Genomic DNA, 14,828 nt, shown 5'->3' on the forward strand with positions numbered 1-14,828 from the left:
AGGACGCAGCGATCGGCGCCTACATCCGATGGCGCAACCACCGCGCCCAACCCAAGACCAACTTCGCCCCGAACTCACGAATTCGCGAGCCGGGTTACACCATCAAGGCCGCGTGACGAGGCACTAGAGCGGTACCAGCGCCACATACGCAGGCATTTCGGCGATGAAGAGGCCAAGCGCATCGAGGTGACCACCTCGCACAAGTACAAGGGTCGAGAGGCAGACTCCGTCATTGTCGCCGGCGCGGATGACAGAAACTATCCGCTCGTCCACCACACCGCCGCACTCTTCGAGGTCTTCGGCGACACCGTCGATCGACTGGTAGATGCAGAGCGACGTCTCTTCTACGTCGCAACGACCCGAGCGCAGGCATCATTGTGCTATCTGGTGACCGCCGAGCAGGCATCGCCGTTCATACCAGCCGCCGTGGCCGACGTCGAGACGGTCGTGTGGACCGATCTGCCGGCAGCCGTGTCCCCGCCGACGTCGATGGTCGTGATCCGGATCTACGACGCCTACGACATCAAGGAGACCCTCAAGGATCCCTACGGCTTCAGGTTCGACAGGGATACGGAGACCTGGTACAAGTACCGTCCGGCTAAGGACTTCGACTTTCCGTCTATCCGCCGACTACTCTCCTTCATCGGTCCACGCCTGATCGAGGTCAGGAACGACTCGAACCAGCTGCTTCATCAGGCGGGAACACGAATCTCACGCGCGGCCATCTGAGCAGGCGCCATGAGCCACCAGATGCTGTATCTCGGTGAGGCAGTGCGTCGCGGCGGGCCTGGGCTGAGCCGCGCGCTTTGGAACCGGCGAGCCACCAACTCGGCTCAGCCATTGGACTCTCGAACTGCGCCGCCAGACCGGTCTCTTACGGAGCGAGATGTCTGCAACGAGGAAGCGGCCAACCGCACCTTCCAGAACCTGGGGGAACAAGCCGCAACCGGCAGGCGATGGTTCTCGATTCGCCGACCGGCTTACCACAAAGAGTTCAACGACTCAGGTGCCAATGGCAACGCTGTGCCATAACCATTTGCGTGGCTTCAGGATCCGCAAGCCGCTGACCGAGCGTGGCTACTGCGAGAAGTTCCGGCAACATCTCGTTGAACTTGAGTTGGCGTACGGCGTCGTCGGTAACGTCCGGTGATGGCACTGGATGGCCCTCGAAAGCGTCGATGGAACGTCGCAGCGAAGAACGATCGACGTCCGAACGCAGCCGCACTGAATGGTTCTCCACTCGCGTGTCGCAGTCGACAGCACTAGTACGGCAGTGCCGGTTCGTGCTCTGAGCTGCCTGGATGCCTGAGGGCGGCCACCGTCTGATCATCGAATGTTGTGGACAAGTCGATAAGCAAGACGGTGGCCGCTGCGCACAGCGTAGGGCCTGCCGCGTCACGGGTGTTCGACGAGGCGATGGCCCAGATCTCCGGCCGGTTCTCGGGGGTCGAGCCGCGGCTGGTGGCCAGGGACTTCGTGCGGGCGCTGATGGCGGCGGTGGACCGGAAGAACTGCTGGCAACTGGCCGAGGCGGCCGGGCATGAGCGGCCCTCGCGGATGCAGCGGCTGCTGCGGATGGCGGTGTGGGACGCCGAGGCCGTGGTCGCCGACATGCGTGACCTGATCACCACCCGGTTGGCGCACCCGGACGCGGTTCTCGTGGTCGACGAGACCGGGTTCTTGAAGAAGGGCGTGTGCTCGGTCGGCGTGCAGCGCCAGTACTGCGGGACCGCCGGACGGGTGGAGAACAGCCAGGTCGCCGTGTTTCTTGCCTACGCCTCTCCGCACGGGCGGGCGCTGGTCGACCGCAAGCTGTACGTGCCGAAGTCGTGGACCGTCGACGCCGAACGCTGCGGCAGGCGGGCATCCCCGCAGACTTGGAGTTCGCAACCAAGCCAGCCCTGGCTGTGCAGATGATCGACGCGGCGGTCGCCAGTGGTGTGCGGGTCGGGTTCGTCACCGCCGACGAGGCATACGGCCGTGATCCGGCGCTGAGACAGCGGCTTCGGGAGCTGGGCATCGGCTATGTCCTGGCCGTTGCCCGCAACCACTACGCGCAGATCACCACGGTGGTCAAAGAGCGCGTCGACGTGACCGAGTCCTGGCTGTCGGAGCTGGCCTGGCAGCGGCGCAGCTGCGGACCCGGCTCCAAAGGTGAGCGGTTCTACGACTGGGCCTGGGTCGGCATCCACGACGACGGACCCGGCCTGCACAGCCTCCTCATCCGCCGCAACAGCGACGGCGACCTCGCGTTCTACCGCTGCTGGACCCCGCGACCAGCACCGCTTGGCACCCTGGTCCGGGTCGCCGGCACCAGATGGACGGTCGAGGAGACCTTCCAGATCGCCAAAGGCCAGGTCGGGCTCGACCAGTACCAGTGCCGCAACTGGACCTCTTGGCACCGGTTCACCGTCTTGGCCGTGGTCGCCCTGGCCGTCCTGACCCTCACCACCGCAGCCCTGGCCACCCCTGCAGCCGCGACGATGCTCGCGCTGACCGTCGCCGAGACCCGCCGCCTGATCACCGCGCTGCACCACCGGCCACCAGACATCCCACACCTGCTGCGCTGGTCCTACTGGCGACGCAGACACCAGGCCACAGCACGAACCAGCCACTACCGCCGCCGCGAGTTACAGCAGCTCAGCCAGCAGACATAACCCGTATGTGGAGTGTGACCTGCAGGTATGGGCCCGCACCGTGAGTGCCAGTGCATTCAGAGGAGCTTGTAGGCCCATTTCACGGTGGCAAATGCGGACTTAGGGCGCACGGTGGTGCCGTCGAGACGCTCGACCACCGGCTGAGGGAGGCCTCGTGGATTCACGTCGTCGAGCCACAACGTTTCGCCCTTGCGCAGAAACAGGGCTCGTTCGAGCGTGATGAACCAACAACTGCCGTTGACCATGATCTCGCTGATCATGAGGGCCTTCGGGGCAACGATTCGGTCACCGAGGAGCTGCATGGCATACATGGTCGCATGCCAATGTTGGCAGGAGGTGCAAGCTGATGAGCGAACGCAACCGGGAACATCATGAGCTACAGCAGGTCAGCGGATAACCGTGACTGCAGTACTAGGCAGGGCTGCGGCGAGATTGGCGTTGCCTCGTCCGCCGGCCCAGGTCCACCACGTACGGTTCTCGCCGTCATCAACGATGACGGTCCCGTCAGCGGCGGCTCTCGCTCCGGTTTCGTCGCGGAGTTTGGTCAATGTCGCCGTGGCACGCTGGGACAGCTCGACTGCAGGGTTCGTGCCTAGAAGGACGGCGCGTTGTGCCTGACTGAGAGGGTTTGAGTGCGGGAGCTCGGTGCCGCTCCAGAGGCTGCGGGCGTTGTGGTCGCTGGGTTCTACGTAGCAGCGCTGGTGTTTCCAGTCGATGTGGTTGACCTGCCATGATCGTCCGCCCAGGGACAGCCGCTTGGGGCCTTCGGTCTTGAGCATGAGCGTGATCGGGTCGGCTCCGCCGATCTCGGTCCGGCCGTGTAGCACTGTGAATTGCGGCGGCGCGGTGAAGACGGCGAGCAGGTCCATGAAGTTGCGGTGCCCGTACTGGCGTTCGGCGGCCGCACCGATGAACAGCATGCCGCCTTCGTCTCGTTCGATGTGCTCCGAATCGATGAGGTGGCGGACGATATCCGGGGCGGTCTCGTCGAACAGCGGCAGGTCACCCCACCAGTCTGCCCAGGTGGTGTCTCCGATGCGCCCTTCCTCCAGGCAGAGCGCAAGGATCTGCTGTGCGGCAATGTGGCGAGGCTTAGGTGGGGCGGTGACGGGTTCGACAAATCCGCTTTGCCACAGGTGAAGTAGCCCGGCAGCGTGAAGTAGGCCATTCTGGCGCGTGGCGAGGAACAGCATGTTGCGCTGGCTGTCGGCTCGGCGGCCGGTCCTGCCGAGCCGCTGCAGGAATGAGGCGACGGTGGTGGGGCGTCGATCTGAATGACGCGGTCGAGGTCTCCGACGTCGATGCCGAGTTCCAGGGTTGAGGTGGAGACGATCACGCAGTCGCGGGCTTCGGCGAACGCCTGCTCGGCTTGCTTGCGCTCGTCTACCGACAGGGATGAGTGCGATACGAAGGTCGCTACACCCTTGCTGCGCAGTTCAAGTGCGAGTTCTTCGAAGCGGCGGCGGGAATCGGCGAAAACCAGTCGTTTCTCGCCGCGGTGCAGCGCCGCGATGACGGTCGCGGCGTTCTGGTGTTTCCGACGTAGTCCAGGCTGACCTCGGCCTCGACCGGTGTTCCGGTGGTGACGCCCGGAGCGATGACCGTTGCCGGGCGCCGACCCGCGGCGGAGCCTTGCAGCCAGTTGAGCAGTTGTGCGGGATTTTCCTACGGCGGCCGAGAGTCCGACCCGTTGGATTGGCCTGCCTGCAAGGCGCGTCAGCCGTTCGAGGACGGCCAGCAGATGCCAGCCTGGATCGTCACCGGCGAAGGCGTGTACCTCGTCGACGACGACGGCCTGGAGGTCGGCGAAGAATTCTCGTGGCGTCACGAGCCGCGACACCAGCAGGGACTCAAGAGATTCGGGCGTGGTCACCAGGTGGTGCGAGCCTCGTCGGCACGGCGGGCGATCGACCGCACGGCGTTGCCGGTCAGGGACGCAAGAAGCGGCTCGTCGATCCAGGATGCAGCTGCCGTCGGGGTCGCGACGACATAGACCCCCCAGCGGTCAGCCTGCATCTCATAGAGATTAATTCGGCAACCGCTGGCTAGCTCCACCTGTGTTGTCCCGGTAGATGCTTGACATCGGCGTCCCAGTAGCTGCTTGACAGTCGGCCGTGATGCCCAGCTGGGCTTACCTACGCTATGTAGCAGGAGGTCTCACTTTGAAAGCGCGGAGTCAGGTGATCTGGTCCGAGCCGCGTCCACGATCCAGCTGCCAGGCGATCTGGTATGGCAACGGCGCCTTATTGGTCGCCCCTGACCCAATGCAGGCGCTTGTGGATGACCGCTTTGCCTCCCCCCTCGGCGGCCCTTCGCTGCCTCATGGCATGAACGTTCTCACGCATGCGGCGTTCGGCCGCCAGGTCCAGCATGGCTACGTAGTACTCGTCCACCGGAAGGCCGTCCAGGTCGCGTGTTCTCACCGGCACGCCCCTCATCGCCCCCTCGGTGTCGACGGGCATCAGCAACTCCAGCACATCAGCCAGCACCATGGCTCGGTGCGCTACGGGAGCATTGCCTAGAAACAGGTCGTATCTGGAGCGCATGAGTTGCTCCAGCTCCGCCAGTGCATCGATGTCGACCAGCCCGGTTGCCGGGTCCACATCAACGAAACCTATGGTCATCTCGCGGTATGCCACCCGCCACCTCGTCGGACCGCTGTAGACCGGTGGCACCTCCGAGACGAGCGGGACGAGCGACCTCGCCAATCTCCACGGCTCTTCCGGCCGGTCGACCGTGAACCCTGCGGGCACGCCGTTGGGGCCCGGGCGGTACGGATCCAGGAAGAGCCTGATGGGCTGTGCGAGCCCGTCAGCATCGACCCGGTATACATCGACGACACCGATCCCACCTGGAGTCGAGCCCAGACGGGTAAAGCTCAGAGTTGACCCACCCGGGCCACGCAGCCGACTCAGATACCGTCGCTCATTGAACGCGTGCAGCAGCGCGCCCCCGCCAACAGTGATCGGCTCCTCTGGCGTGTAGCCGATGCCGCTGAACTCGACCACGTCTGACCATCTCCGTTCCGGCTTCTCCGGCCGCCCCGCGGCAGCCCTGACGTGCACGATCGGGTTCGGTTGAAACGCTCGGCGGCGTTCACGGCATGTCGGAAGGCCCGGCGACGGTATGGTCCTGCTCACGGACCGCAGCGGCTATACCGAGGAACTGCTGCAACACGTTCTTGGTGAATGGGTGCTCCGCGCCAAGGATGCGCAGCGCGTCAAGGGCGTTCTCGCCCCACAGCGTTACCGCCTTGCCTACTTGGCCCGCGGCTGCGTAGACGTTGGCCAGGTTCTGGCGGATGGACAGCGTGTCGGGGTGGTCAGAGCCGAGCACGCGTTGGCAGTCGGCAACCAAGTCCTCGAGAAGCGACACCGCCTTATCCGTGTCGCCCGACTCGTTATAGGCCGTTGCCACGTTGTTGCGAGACTGCAGCGATTCGGGATGGTCAGCCCCCAACACTCGAATCCGGTCGGCGAGAGTGGCCTCGAATAGCGGGACCGCCGCAGCCATGTTCCCGGCCCGCTGATATGCGGTCGCGAGGTTGTTTCGCGCCGTGAATGTCGCCGGACTGTCTGGGCCAAGAACCCGAAGCGCTTCGGACAGGCATACCGTCATCAGTCGGAAGGCCTCGTCCAAGTGCCCGCCCTCCAGATAGGCGTGGGCAAGGTTGTTGCGAGCCCTCAAGGTGCTGGGGTTGTCGTTCCCCAGCACTCGCAGACGTTCGGCGAGACTCGTCTCCAGCAACGAGATGGCCTTGTCCATCTGTCCCGCCGCCTGGTATGCCTGGCCCAAACTGCCGATAGCCTGCAGAGTGTGGGGGTCATCAGGCCCATGAACACGCTGCCGGTCAGCGGCGCTGGCCTCGAGCAGCGCAATGGCCTCGTCGAGTTTCCCCGCCGCCTGGTATGCCAGCGCCAGGTTGTTGCGGGCATTCAGCGTGTTGGGGTGGTCGGGTCCGAGTACCCGCGCCCGGTCGGCGACGGTTGCCACGAACAGCTCAATAGCCTTGTCCAGTTTTCCGAGGGACTGATAGGCGGAGGCAAGCTGGTCGCTAGACCTCAGAGTCTCCGGGTGATCGGCTCCCAGGGTCCGCAACGCGTCGCGATGCGCCGTTTCCAGCACCGCGATAGCTCTGCTCACCTGCCCGGAGGCTCGGTAAGCGCCTGCGAGGTTGTTACGGGACAGAATGGTGACTGGATGGCTGCCACCGAACAGGCGCGCTCGAGCGGCGAGCGTCGCCTCGAACATCGGGATGGCGCGGTTCAGTTTTCCTGCCGACGCGTAGGCGAGAGCAAGGTTGTTGCCTGAAATGAGAGTGTCCGGGGCGTCGGCGCCCAGGACCCGGATCCGGTCGAGCAGCGTCGCCTCGTAGAGTGGAATCGCCTGTTCGAGCTGGCCAGCGGCCTCGTGCGCATACGCCACGTTGTCTCGCGAGCCGAGGGTCGCAGGATCGGCCGGCCCCAGGTTATCTTCGTCGAGGCGCAGCGCCTTCTCATACAGGGGCAGGGCAGCCCTGGGTTGGCCGTGGGTCTGCAAGTATGAACCGCCCCGGTTGAGCAACCACGAAGTGCGGTCACTCTCGCCGAGGTGCGGGCTGTCGTGCCTGGTCGCGGCAAGTACGTGCGGCAGCAATGCGCGCCACACCGGCCAGCCGTCCGGCGAGTCCTCGACCCGTCCGGGCAGATGACTGAAAAGCAGCTCCCGGATCTCCTGTATCGTCATGTGCCGCTCGGAGGTCGCCAGTGGCCGCCGGATGGCTGCGGCGAGCAGCCGGTGCACGATGATGCCATCGGAGCTGCGGCGTGCCAGGCTACGTGCATACAGCGCGCCGACGGCGGCGTTGAATCGCAGCCGGTCGCCAGCCAGTTCCTTCAGCGGCGCGGGAAGCAGGTCGGCATGTCGGGCGAACAGGTCCAGGGGTACCGGCTCCGGTCCGAGAAACGCGCACAGTTGCAGCAGCTGTTCAGCTGCCGGGCTGACGAGGTGCAGACTGGTCTGCGACAGGTGCCAGACCGTGGCGACGGTGTGCTCATAACCGCGCGCGTAGCCCTGGTCGAGGAGTTGTTCGCCCTGGAAGCGCAGCAGGTCGAGATACTCGTGGGGTGGCGTGCCGGTCTCGGCGAGGAACGCCGCGGCCTGCTCGACGGCCAGCGGCAGCCGCCCGAGTTCCTCCACCACCTGGCTGGCGATGTCGTCGCCGATATCGGGCAGCCGGGTGCGTAGCAGCGCGACAGCCTCAGCCGGTGTGAGAACGTCGACGTCGAGCCGAGATCCGAGAGCTTCGAATCCGCTCTGTCGTGACGTGATGATGACATGGCCGGCGCCGGCACGCGGAAGCCACTCGAGCAAGTCGCCGGGCTGGTTGGCATTGTCGTAGACCAGCAGCCAGGCAACATCAGTGTGGGTCAGCGCGGCAACCACTGCGCGGGCAGTTTCGGTCTCATCGGAGTAAGCAGGCACACCGAGGATCGGGGCCATGGCCGCCGTTTGAGCGGGGATGAGCTCGACGCGTTCGGCGTTGATCCAGGCGATGAGGTCGTAGTCGGCACGATGCCGCCGCAGGTACTCGGTCGCGAGCTGCGTCTTACCCACCCCGCCGGTACCCTGCAGCGCTTCGACCGACACCGACCGTCCCCAATACAGGTGCTCCTCAAGGTCCAGCAGCAGTTGTTCACGGCCGACGAAAAAGGGATTCGGCTCGGGCAGGCCGCTGCCGATGATGACCGGCCGGCGCTGCGGCGGCGGAGCCACCGCAGCGATGTCCTCGCGTAGCCGGTCGACGAACTTGCTGACCGGTATGCCGTCTCCGCTCGCGATCGTGGCGTATTGGATGCCTTCAAGCCGCCGGAACGGTTCTCCCGCCAGCAAGATCGGCCGTACCGGCCGACGTTGGTAGCGTGCGCGGCCGACCTCCAGCTGCACCCATTGGGATATTTCGGCGTTCGGAGACATTAGAACTACCAGGGCGGCAGCACCGTCCACCCTGGCGCGAAGTGCCCGCTCCCATCTATCGCCGCTGACCAGGTCGTCGTCCCACCAGACCGGAACTCCGACCGAGGCAAGCGCACGTGCCAGCTCCCTCGCGTGCTGCATGTCCGGCTCCTTATGCGAGTAGGAGACGAACACATATGGGCCATCCGCCGCCTGGGGTGCAACAGACTCAAGCGAATCAGAGTGGCGCAGCGGAAAGCCCGACGGCGCCGAAGTCTGCTGTGGCGCCTCGGACTCCGCGTTCTGGCGTGATGGTAGATCCACATTGTCCCCTCTGGCCGTCAGAAAATTATTCCAGCACCCATAAGGTGATACGTCGATCGATCCGCCAGGTCGCTCTGGGCCGTAGGTCCTGTTGTCGGGGCACCGAACCCAGCGGCGGGACACCCCGCATTGAACACGGCCCCACACCGTGTCACGGGTTGTCGTTGGTGGTCTCGCACAGACGGTACAAGGTATACGCAACTACCGCGGGTTCGTCACTGCCCGATGCCAGACGCCGCGTGGGCAGGATCTGCTCATGGCTGAGCAGCATTGGTTCGATAGAGCAAGTACTCCGAGGAGTTCCGGCGGAAAGCCGCCGCGCTGGTCCTCGACTCCGGCCGCACGATCCGTGACGTGGGCCGTGAGCTGGGCGTCAACCATGACACGCTGCGGAACTGGACGGATAAGCTGCGTCAGGAACGGCAGACCGCAGCGGCTGGCACGGCGGCGGGATCAGCGTTGACGAGCGGCCCGAGTTGCTGCGGCTGCCTCGGCAGGTCGCGCAGCTGGAACTCGAGAAGGAGATCCTGAAAAGCCCCGGTCTTCTTCGCACGCGATACGGAGCGATGAACCGGCACGACGTGTACCGGCTTGTCGCACGGAGAAGATCAGCTATCCCGTCCGCCTGCTGTGCCGGATGCCGACATCGAGGGCCTCTACAACCCCGCGCCAGCGGCACAGGCGTCCGGCTAACCTCAGCCCTGAGAGGGTGGTTCGTAGGGCTCTGTCCGTTTTTAGGTTTGCTTTGGATCAGGAGCCTGCTCCAGAGCTATGAGGACGGCGCTGCTGTGACCGCGCGAACAAGCCCGGCCCAGCCTCGACCAGGATCTGGCGGTTGACAATGCGCTTGAGCTTCGCGCGCATCCCGTCGGTGTCTTTGGCGGTGATGCCGACCCCGATCTCCAGGCACCCGTCCTTGGCGCGCATGCTGCCGACGGCGGTGCCGAACACGGTGAGAATCTTCTGGTAGGCGACGCTGGCGATGGTCGGGTGGATAGGCGGCGGCGCCTCCGTCTCTGCGTTAGCGTGTTGCCAAGACTGGGCACGGCGGGCCGTCGAGTGCCGGGTGGTCGGCGCGTGCAGAATCCGATCACCCGGCATAACTTGACGCGGCTCAGGCGATGGAGTTGTAGACCGGAATCCATCCCAAGCTGGTACCGGTCGACGAGAACACCTCGATCTTGCGCACGACTGCGCCGGGATTCGTTGCCGCGACGCTGTTGCCGACCCCGATCCCGCCGCCCGCGATGAGCTTGCCGGTCGTCTTCACCTGGCCCGGCCCGCTCCGGTGGATGATTACGGTTTCGGTCGGCGCCTGATACGGCACCGCGGCCTCGACGGTGTTCCAGGCCAGCGTCACATCGGTGCAGGCGCCTTCGACATATATCGCGGGAAAGGTGGGGTGGGCCTGGCGTACGTGGTTGCCCATGACGACGACCTCGGATGTCCGCAAGTTTACGGCGATCCCGCTAACGTCGCGCGTCGGCTTTGATGTGCCAGGCGGGTTCTCGATCCGGTTGCCGACGACGCTCACGTCGCGTGCGCCAACGAGATTGATGTGGCCGACACAGTTGGTCACGGTGTTGCCCGTGATAGTGACACCGATCGCCCTGTTGTTGGGCATCGTGTTGCCCAGTGTTCCGTCGACCTCGATGCCGCGTAGCTGGCACCCGATGACGGTATTGCCGGTCACCACGAGGTTGGTGCACCCCTGGGTGTAGACGCCTGCCTGGCCACATTCTGTGATGGTGTTGCCCGAAACGATGGTCCGGTCGGCACCGTCCCAGACACAGATGCCGTCGTAGTAGTCGGATGGTGCCGACCAGACACCGCCTTTGTTGTCCGCCTCGTCGGTCGACAGCCAGTCCATCGCGACATGGTTGTTGACGATCCGGACGTCCTTGCCGTTGGTGGAGATACCGAATCGGGTCCCCTCGGTGGTGCAATTGGTGATCACGATGTCGTCGGACCCCCGGGGGGCGCTGTCGAACACGACGATGCCGTTGAACCGCACGTCACGGACGATGACACCATCGACCACGCCTGCGCTAGAGGTCGAGATTCTCAGCCCGTTGTACTGCTGCGCACGATCGCGGTCGTGGATGGCCAGGCCGAGCACCTTGAACCGAAGGCATCCGGTGATCAGCAGGACGGCTCGAGCCCCCATCGCCGAGGCTGCTCCACCGGCTAGTTCGAGCGTCGCCCCGTAACCGGAGATGGCGAAGTCGGTCAGCCCCGCAACGGTCACCTGATCGCTGATCTTGAAGGTTCGGCCGGCCGGAAAGTAGATGCTCCGGTTCGGCGTGCTAGCGCCAGCGGCGGTGAACGCGGCCTGGATGGCGGCGGTGTCGTCAGCGACACCGTCACCGACAGCTCCGTGGTCGGTGACCGAGATCCAACCATCGGAAACCGGTGCGGCAGCCTCCGCCGGTGAACTCGCCACCACCCCGCCGATCAGCGCCGAGGTGACCACCCCGGCTCGCAACGCTCGGCGTCTGCTGAGGGATTCCATGCCCGTACCGTCCTCCGTTTTGAACATTGGTGTCGGCGGCGCAGCCTACCGTCAAAGGGCGTACTGCGTTGTCCGTGCCCTGACCGGCAACGGAGCATGCCTCGGCGAGGCAACCCGTCAGGACGACATGTCAGGGGGCGACCACCAGGTTCGCCAGATCGCTCGGAAATCGGTTGGTGAGTCCAACGATTCGTCATCGCTCGATGAAGTGATGTTCTAACCCTGGGATATCCGTTGTGGCTGTGCCGCGTTGACCGCGTCGTGAGTGGACGTGTCGCGTACCCGAGTGATCTAACCGACATGCAATGGGCGGTGGTCGGGCCGTTCCTTCAGGCGTGGAGGGCCAGGCGCCCCTCGGTGTCCGGCCGCCAGGGCCGCTATGAGCTGCGGGAGATCGTGAACGCGATCTTCTACCAGAACCGGACCGGTTGCCAGTGGGCCTATCTGCCACACGACCTGCCGCCGAAGTCCGCGACGTACTACCACTTCGCGTTGTGGCGCGACGACGGCACCGACCAGGCGATCCACGACCTGTTGCGCTGCCAGGTGCGAGAGAAGGCCGGCCGGTCGGAGGACCCGACCGCGGTCGTGCTGGACACCCAGTCGGTCCGCGCGGCCAACCACGTTCCAGCCGCCACGACCGGCAAGGACGCGGCCAAACGGGTGCCGGGCCGCAAGCGCGGGCTCGCTGTCGACGTCCTCGGGCTGATCGTCGCCGTGGTAGTCATGGCGGCCTCGGCCACCGACAACACGATCGGCGTGAAACTGCTCGATGAGGTCGTCAAGCACACCCCGACGGTGACCAAGACGTGGGTGGACTCGAGATTCAAGGACGACGTCGCGATCCACGGCGCGCTGCTGGGCATCGACGTCGAACAGGTCAAACGCAGCGACCACCAGCCTGGGTTCGTGCCGGTCAAACGCCGGTGGGTCGTGGAACAAACCAACGGCACGCTGATGCTGCACCGGCGCCTTGTCCGCGACTACGAGAGCAGACCGACGTCGTCGGTGTCGCGCACCTTCTGGGCGTCGGCCGCGAACCTGGTCCGCCGACTGGCCGGAACCACGACGCCGTCCTGGCGTGACGAGTAGAAAGGGGCACGGAGCATGCCGCCGATCTGGGACCTGATCGCCGAGCGTGAGGCCGCCGCGACCGCGGCGGCCGAGGCAATGCGCGAGCAGATCGCCAAGCTCACCGATGAACTCGCCCTCGCCGACAACGAACTGGCCGAACTCGCGATCACCCGCAAGACCCTGATGAGGCTGACCGGTGCGGCCGAAGCGGCGGTGCCCGTCGATGCGACTATCGCCAGCGTCGCCTACCAGAAGATCCTCGCCGTTTTCGCCACCGCCGTCGGTGCCGTGCGAGCCAAGGACGTGTGCCTGGCGCTCGGCGTCGGCGTCACCGCCAAAGATACCGAGGGGATGCGCGCCAAGCTCAAGCGCCTTGTCAACGGACAGATCCTCGTTGAGGCGGAGCCTGGCCTGTTCGCACTCGCCCCGGCGACGCCGTCCGCATAGCCCCGCGAGCTGGACTCCTATCCAAGAGCCATACCCAAAACAGGCAGATCCCTACGAACCACCCTCTGACATCTACGAGAAGATCTACTACGAGTCGTTGACAGACCTCCGGGTGTCCGGCCGATAGGGGTCACTTCACTCCGCATTTGGTGGCGGGCTACACCTGCCAAAGCCGGACCCTCTTGTCACTACCGGCGGTTGCCAGCATGGAGCTGTCCGGGCTGAATACCGCTGACGTCACCCGGCCGGTGTGGCCGCTGAGGGTGGCGATGTGTGCCGGGTTGATGGGGTCGGTGACGTTCCACAGCACTACCGTCTTGTCGTCCCTCGCGGTTGCCAGTGTGGAACCGTCCGGACTGAACACCGTCCACATTGCCCAACCGGTGTGGCCGATGAGGGTCGCGATGTGCACCGGGCGATGGGGGTATATGACGTTCCACAGCCTGATCGTCCCGTCGCGGCTGGTGGTTGCCAACGAGGCGCCGTCGGGGCTGAAAGCCGCTGACATCACCTGGCGAGTGTGGCCGGTAAGGGTGGCGATGAGCCCTGGCTTCCGTGGGTCGGCGGTGTTCCACAGCTGAACCGTCCCGTCGAAGTCGGCGGCAAGCAGTGTTCGACCGTCGAGAGTGAACGTCGGCGAACCCGTGAAGTCCTGGAGGGTGGCGATTTGCGCGGCCATGAGGGGGTCGGTGACATTCCAGAGCCGTGAGGTCTCGTCAACGCTGGAGGTGACTAGGGTTCGTCCATCCGGATGGAATGCCACCGAGCACACACGGCCCGTGTGGCCGCTGAGGGTGGCGAGTCGCACTGGCCTGACGGGGTTGGTGACGTCCCACAACATGACCGTCTTGTCATTGCTCGCAGTTGCCAATGTAGAGCCATCCCGGTTGAACGCCGCCGACGCGACCCAACCCGAATGGCCGATGAGGGTGGCGATGTGCGCTGGGCGCAGAAGGTCGGTGACGTTCCACAGCCTGACAGTCCGGTCGATGGCGGTGGTGACCAGGATGGAACCGTCCGGGCTGAAAGTCGTCGACCCCACGGCATCAGTGTGGTCGTTGAGGGTGACGACATGCGTGGGCCTGAGGGGGTCGGTGACGTTCCACAGCTGGACAGTCCTGTCGGCGCTTGCGGTAACGAGGGCCCGGCCGTCCCTGCTGAACACGGCCGATCGCGCCTCGTCGGTGTGGCGGGCGAAGGTTGACAGCAGCGTGCCGACATCCCGCAGCCGGGGCGGCCGTACCGTGACGTGCTGCCGTCGCGGCGGTCTCGGCGCTGGTGGTAACTGTGGATCTTTCGGCGACGATGCGGTGAGCCGCTGGAGGTAGCCAGCCGAAGGCATGCCGCCGCCGGTGACGTCTTCGAAATGCACATCGTTGAGACGGAAAAAGACATCACCTGCCAAGAGCAGCGGCAAGATCCGCTTACCCAGGCTTTCTGCCCGATTGATCTCTCGCGTCACCCACGTCGATGCCCTCGCGGCTGGTGTCATCACCACGACGAACGCCGCACAGGAGTCGATACGCTCCTCGATCAGGTCAGCCCACCGATCACCACTGACAATGTCTCGGTCGAACCACACATCCACACCCGCAGCCTCGAGGTATGCCGCGAGCCGCTCCACATATTCGGAATCAGTGGCATGGCTGTAGCTGATGAACACGTGACCGCCCACCCGAGCAAGCTACCGGCAGGCGACGATCCGACAGCATCACCCGGATGGCCCTGAGGCGGAACTCGTGGCACACCGGGGATACGCCTTGGGGAGCTCCTTGGCCATATCAATGCCGACTTCGGCGAGCGCGGCAACCACCGAGGGTTGATCTGGCCGGCGAGCGCGCCCAAGCCGGCAGAGCGCGCCTGACACCAGTGCAGACGTG

Annotated in this window: 11 protein-coding genes and 3 pseudogenes; 5 read left to right on the forward strand and 9 right to left on the reverse strand. The window is 65.0% G+C overall.

Translation table 11 applies throughout. The annotated features are described in order from the left end of the window. Positions 1–180: 180 nt before the first annotated feature. Positions 181–729, forward strand: a complete 549-nt coding sequence (locus tag KUA19_RS41505; protein WP_308167950.1) for a 3'-5' exonuclease — start codon at positions 181–183, stop codon at positions 727–729. A gap of 687 nt (positions 730–1,416) precedes the next feature. Then, positions 1,417–2,657 (forward strand): annotated as a pseudogene (locus KUA19_RS41510) (IS701 family transposase). Positions 2,658–2,713: 56 nt separating this feature from the next. Here the strand turns inward: KUA19_RS41510 and KUA19_RS41515 are convergent. The 6 genes and pseudogenes from KUA19_RS41515 to fxsT form a co-directional block, all read right to left on the reverse strand. Next, the gene (locus KUA19_RS41515) at positions 2,714–2,959 is read right to left on the reverse strand and encodes a hypothetical protein (RefSeq protein ID WP_217405448.1); all 246 of its coding nucleotides are present in this window, start codon (positions 2,957–2,959) and stop codon (positions 2,714–2,716) included. 84 nt (positions 2,960–3,043) lie between these two features. Then, positions 3,044–3,850 carry a hypothetical protein gene (locus tag KUA19_RS43660; RefSeq protein WP_254550943.1) on the reverse strand — a complete coding sequence of 269 codons (807 nt, stop codon included), beginning with the start codon at positions 3,848–3,850 and terminating at the stop codon, positions 3,044–3,046. 119 nt (positions 3,851–3,969) lie between these two features. Next, positions 3,970–4,530, reverse strand: a pseudogene (locus KUA19_RS44880) (DEAD/DEAH box helicase); the annotation flags it as partial. Next, the gene (locus KUA19_RS45180; protein ID WP_372452047.1) at positions 4,527–4,673 is read right to left on the reverse strand and encodes a hypothetical protein; all 147 of its coding nucleotides are present in this window, start codon (positions 4,671–4,673) and stop codon (positions 4,527–4,529) included. The gene KUA19_RS45180 and the pseudogene KUA19_RS44880, both read right to left, overlap by 4 nt. A gap of 227 nt (positions 4,674–4,900) precedes the next feature. After that, positions 4,901–5,665 (reverse strand): hypothetical protein, encoded by a 765-nt coding sequence (locus KUA19_RS41525; protein WP_217405450.1) that lies wholly within the window; start codon positions 5,663–5,665, stop codon positions 4,901–4,903. Between the two features lie 88 nt (positions 5,666–5,753). Further along, positions 5,754–9,062, reverse strand: a complete 3,309-nt coding sequence (gene fxsT, locus KUA19_RS41530; protein WP_308167949.1) for an FxSxx-COOH system tetratricopeptide repeat protein — start codon at positions 9,060–9,062, stop codon at positions 5,754–5,756. Positions 9,063–9,212: 150 nt separating this feature from the next. On the opposite strand from fxsT, the pseudogene KUA19_RS45185 reads away from it, so the two are divergent. Beyond that, positions 9,213–9,446, forward strand: a pseudogene (locus KUA19_RS45185) (transposase); the annotation flags it as partial. A gap of 219 nt (positions 9,447–9,665) precedes the next feature. Here KUA19_RS45185 and KUA19_RS41540 read toward each other — a convergent pair. Next, positions 9,666–9,866: a hypothetical protein gene (locus KUA19_RS41540; protein ID WP_217405495.1), complete on the reverse strand. Its 201-nt coding sequence runs from the start codon at positions 9,864–9,866 to the stop codon at positions 9,666–9,668. A gap of 163 nt (positions 9,867–10,029) precedes the next feature. Further along, positions 10,030–11,427 (reverse strand): right-handed parallel beta-helix repeat-containing protein, encoded by a 1,398-nt coding sequence (locus tag KUA19_RS41545; protein ID WP_217405453.1) that lies wholly within the window; start codon positions 11,425–11,427, stop codon positions 10,030–10,032. A gap of 261 nt (positions 11,428–11,688) precedes the next feature. Between KUA19_RS41545 and KUA19_RS41550 the strand changes: the two genes are divergently transcribed. Then, the gene (locus tag KUA19_RS41550; protein WP_217405455.1) at positions 11,689–12,519 is read left to right on the forward strand and encodes an IS5 family transposase; all 831 of its coding nucleotides are present in this window, start codon (positions 11,689–11,691) and stop codon (positions 12,517–12,519) included. Positions 12,520–12,534: 15 nt separating this feature from the next. Further along, on the forward strand, positions 12,535–12,948 hold the full coding sequence (locus KUA19_RS41555) for a hypothetical protein (RefSeq protein WP_217405457.1): 414 nt from the start codon (positions 12,535–12,537) through the stop codon (positions 12,946–12,948). A 157-nt stretch (positions 12,949–13,105) separates the two neighbouring features. On the opposite strand, the gene KUA19_RS41560 is transcribed toward KUA19_RS41555, so the two are convergent. Then, the gene (locus KUA19_RS41560) at positions 13,106–14,623 is read right to left on the reverse strand and encodes a toll/interleukin-1 receptor domain-containing protein (protein ID WP_217405459.1); all 1,518 of its coding nucleotides are present in this window, start codon (positions 14,621–14,623) and stop codon (positions 13,106–13,108) included. Positions 14,624–14,828: the final 205 nt, after the last annotated feature.

It is taken from the genome of Catellatospora tritici, assembly GCF_019083965.1.
GTDB classification, from domain to species: domain Bacteria; phylum Actinomycetota; class Actinomycetes; order Mycobacteriales; family Micromonosporaceae; genus Catellatospora; species Catellatospora tritici.

Coding starts and splice junctions, on each gene's coding strand:
- KUA19_RS43660 (WP_254550943.1), bottom strand. CDS start 3,850: ATGCTGTTCCTCGCCACGCGCCAGAATGGCCTACTTCACGCTGCCGGG.
- KUA19_RS41545 (WP_217405453.1), bottom strand. CDS start 11,427: ATGGAATCCCTCAGCAGACGCCGAGCGTTGCGAGCCGGGGTGGTCACC.
- KUA19_RS45180 (WP_372452047.1), bottom strand. CDS start 4,673: ATGCAGGCTGACCGCTGGGGGGTCTATGTCGTCGCGACCCCGACGGCA.
- KUA19_RS41515 (WP_217405448.1), bottom strand. CDS start 2,959: ATGCAGCTCCTCGGTGACCGAATCGTTGCCCCGAAGGCCCTCATGATC.
- KUA19_RS41555 (WP_217405457.1), top strand. CDS start 12,535: ATGCCGCCGATCTGGGACCTGATCGCCGAGCGTGAGGCCGCCGCGACC.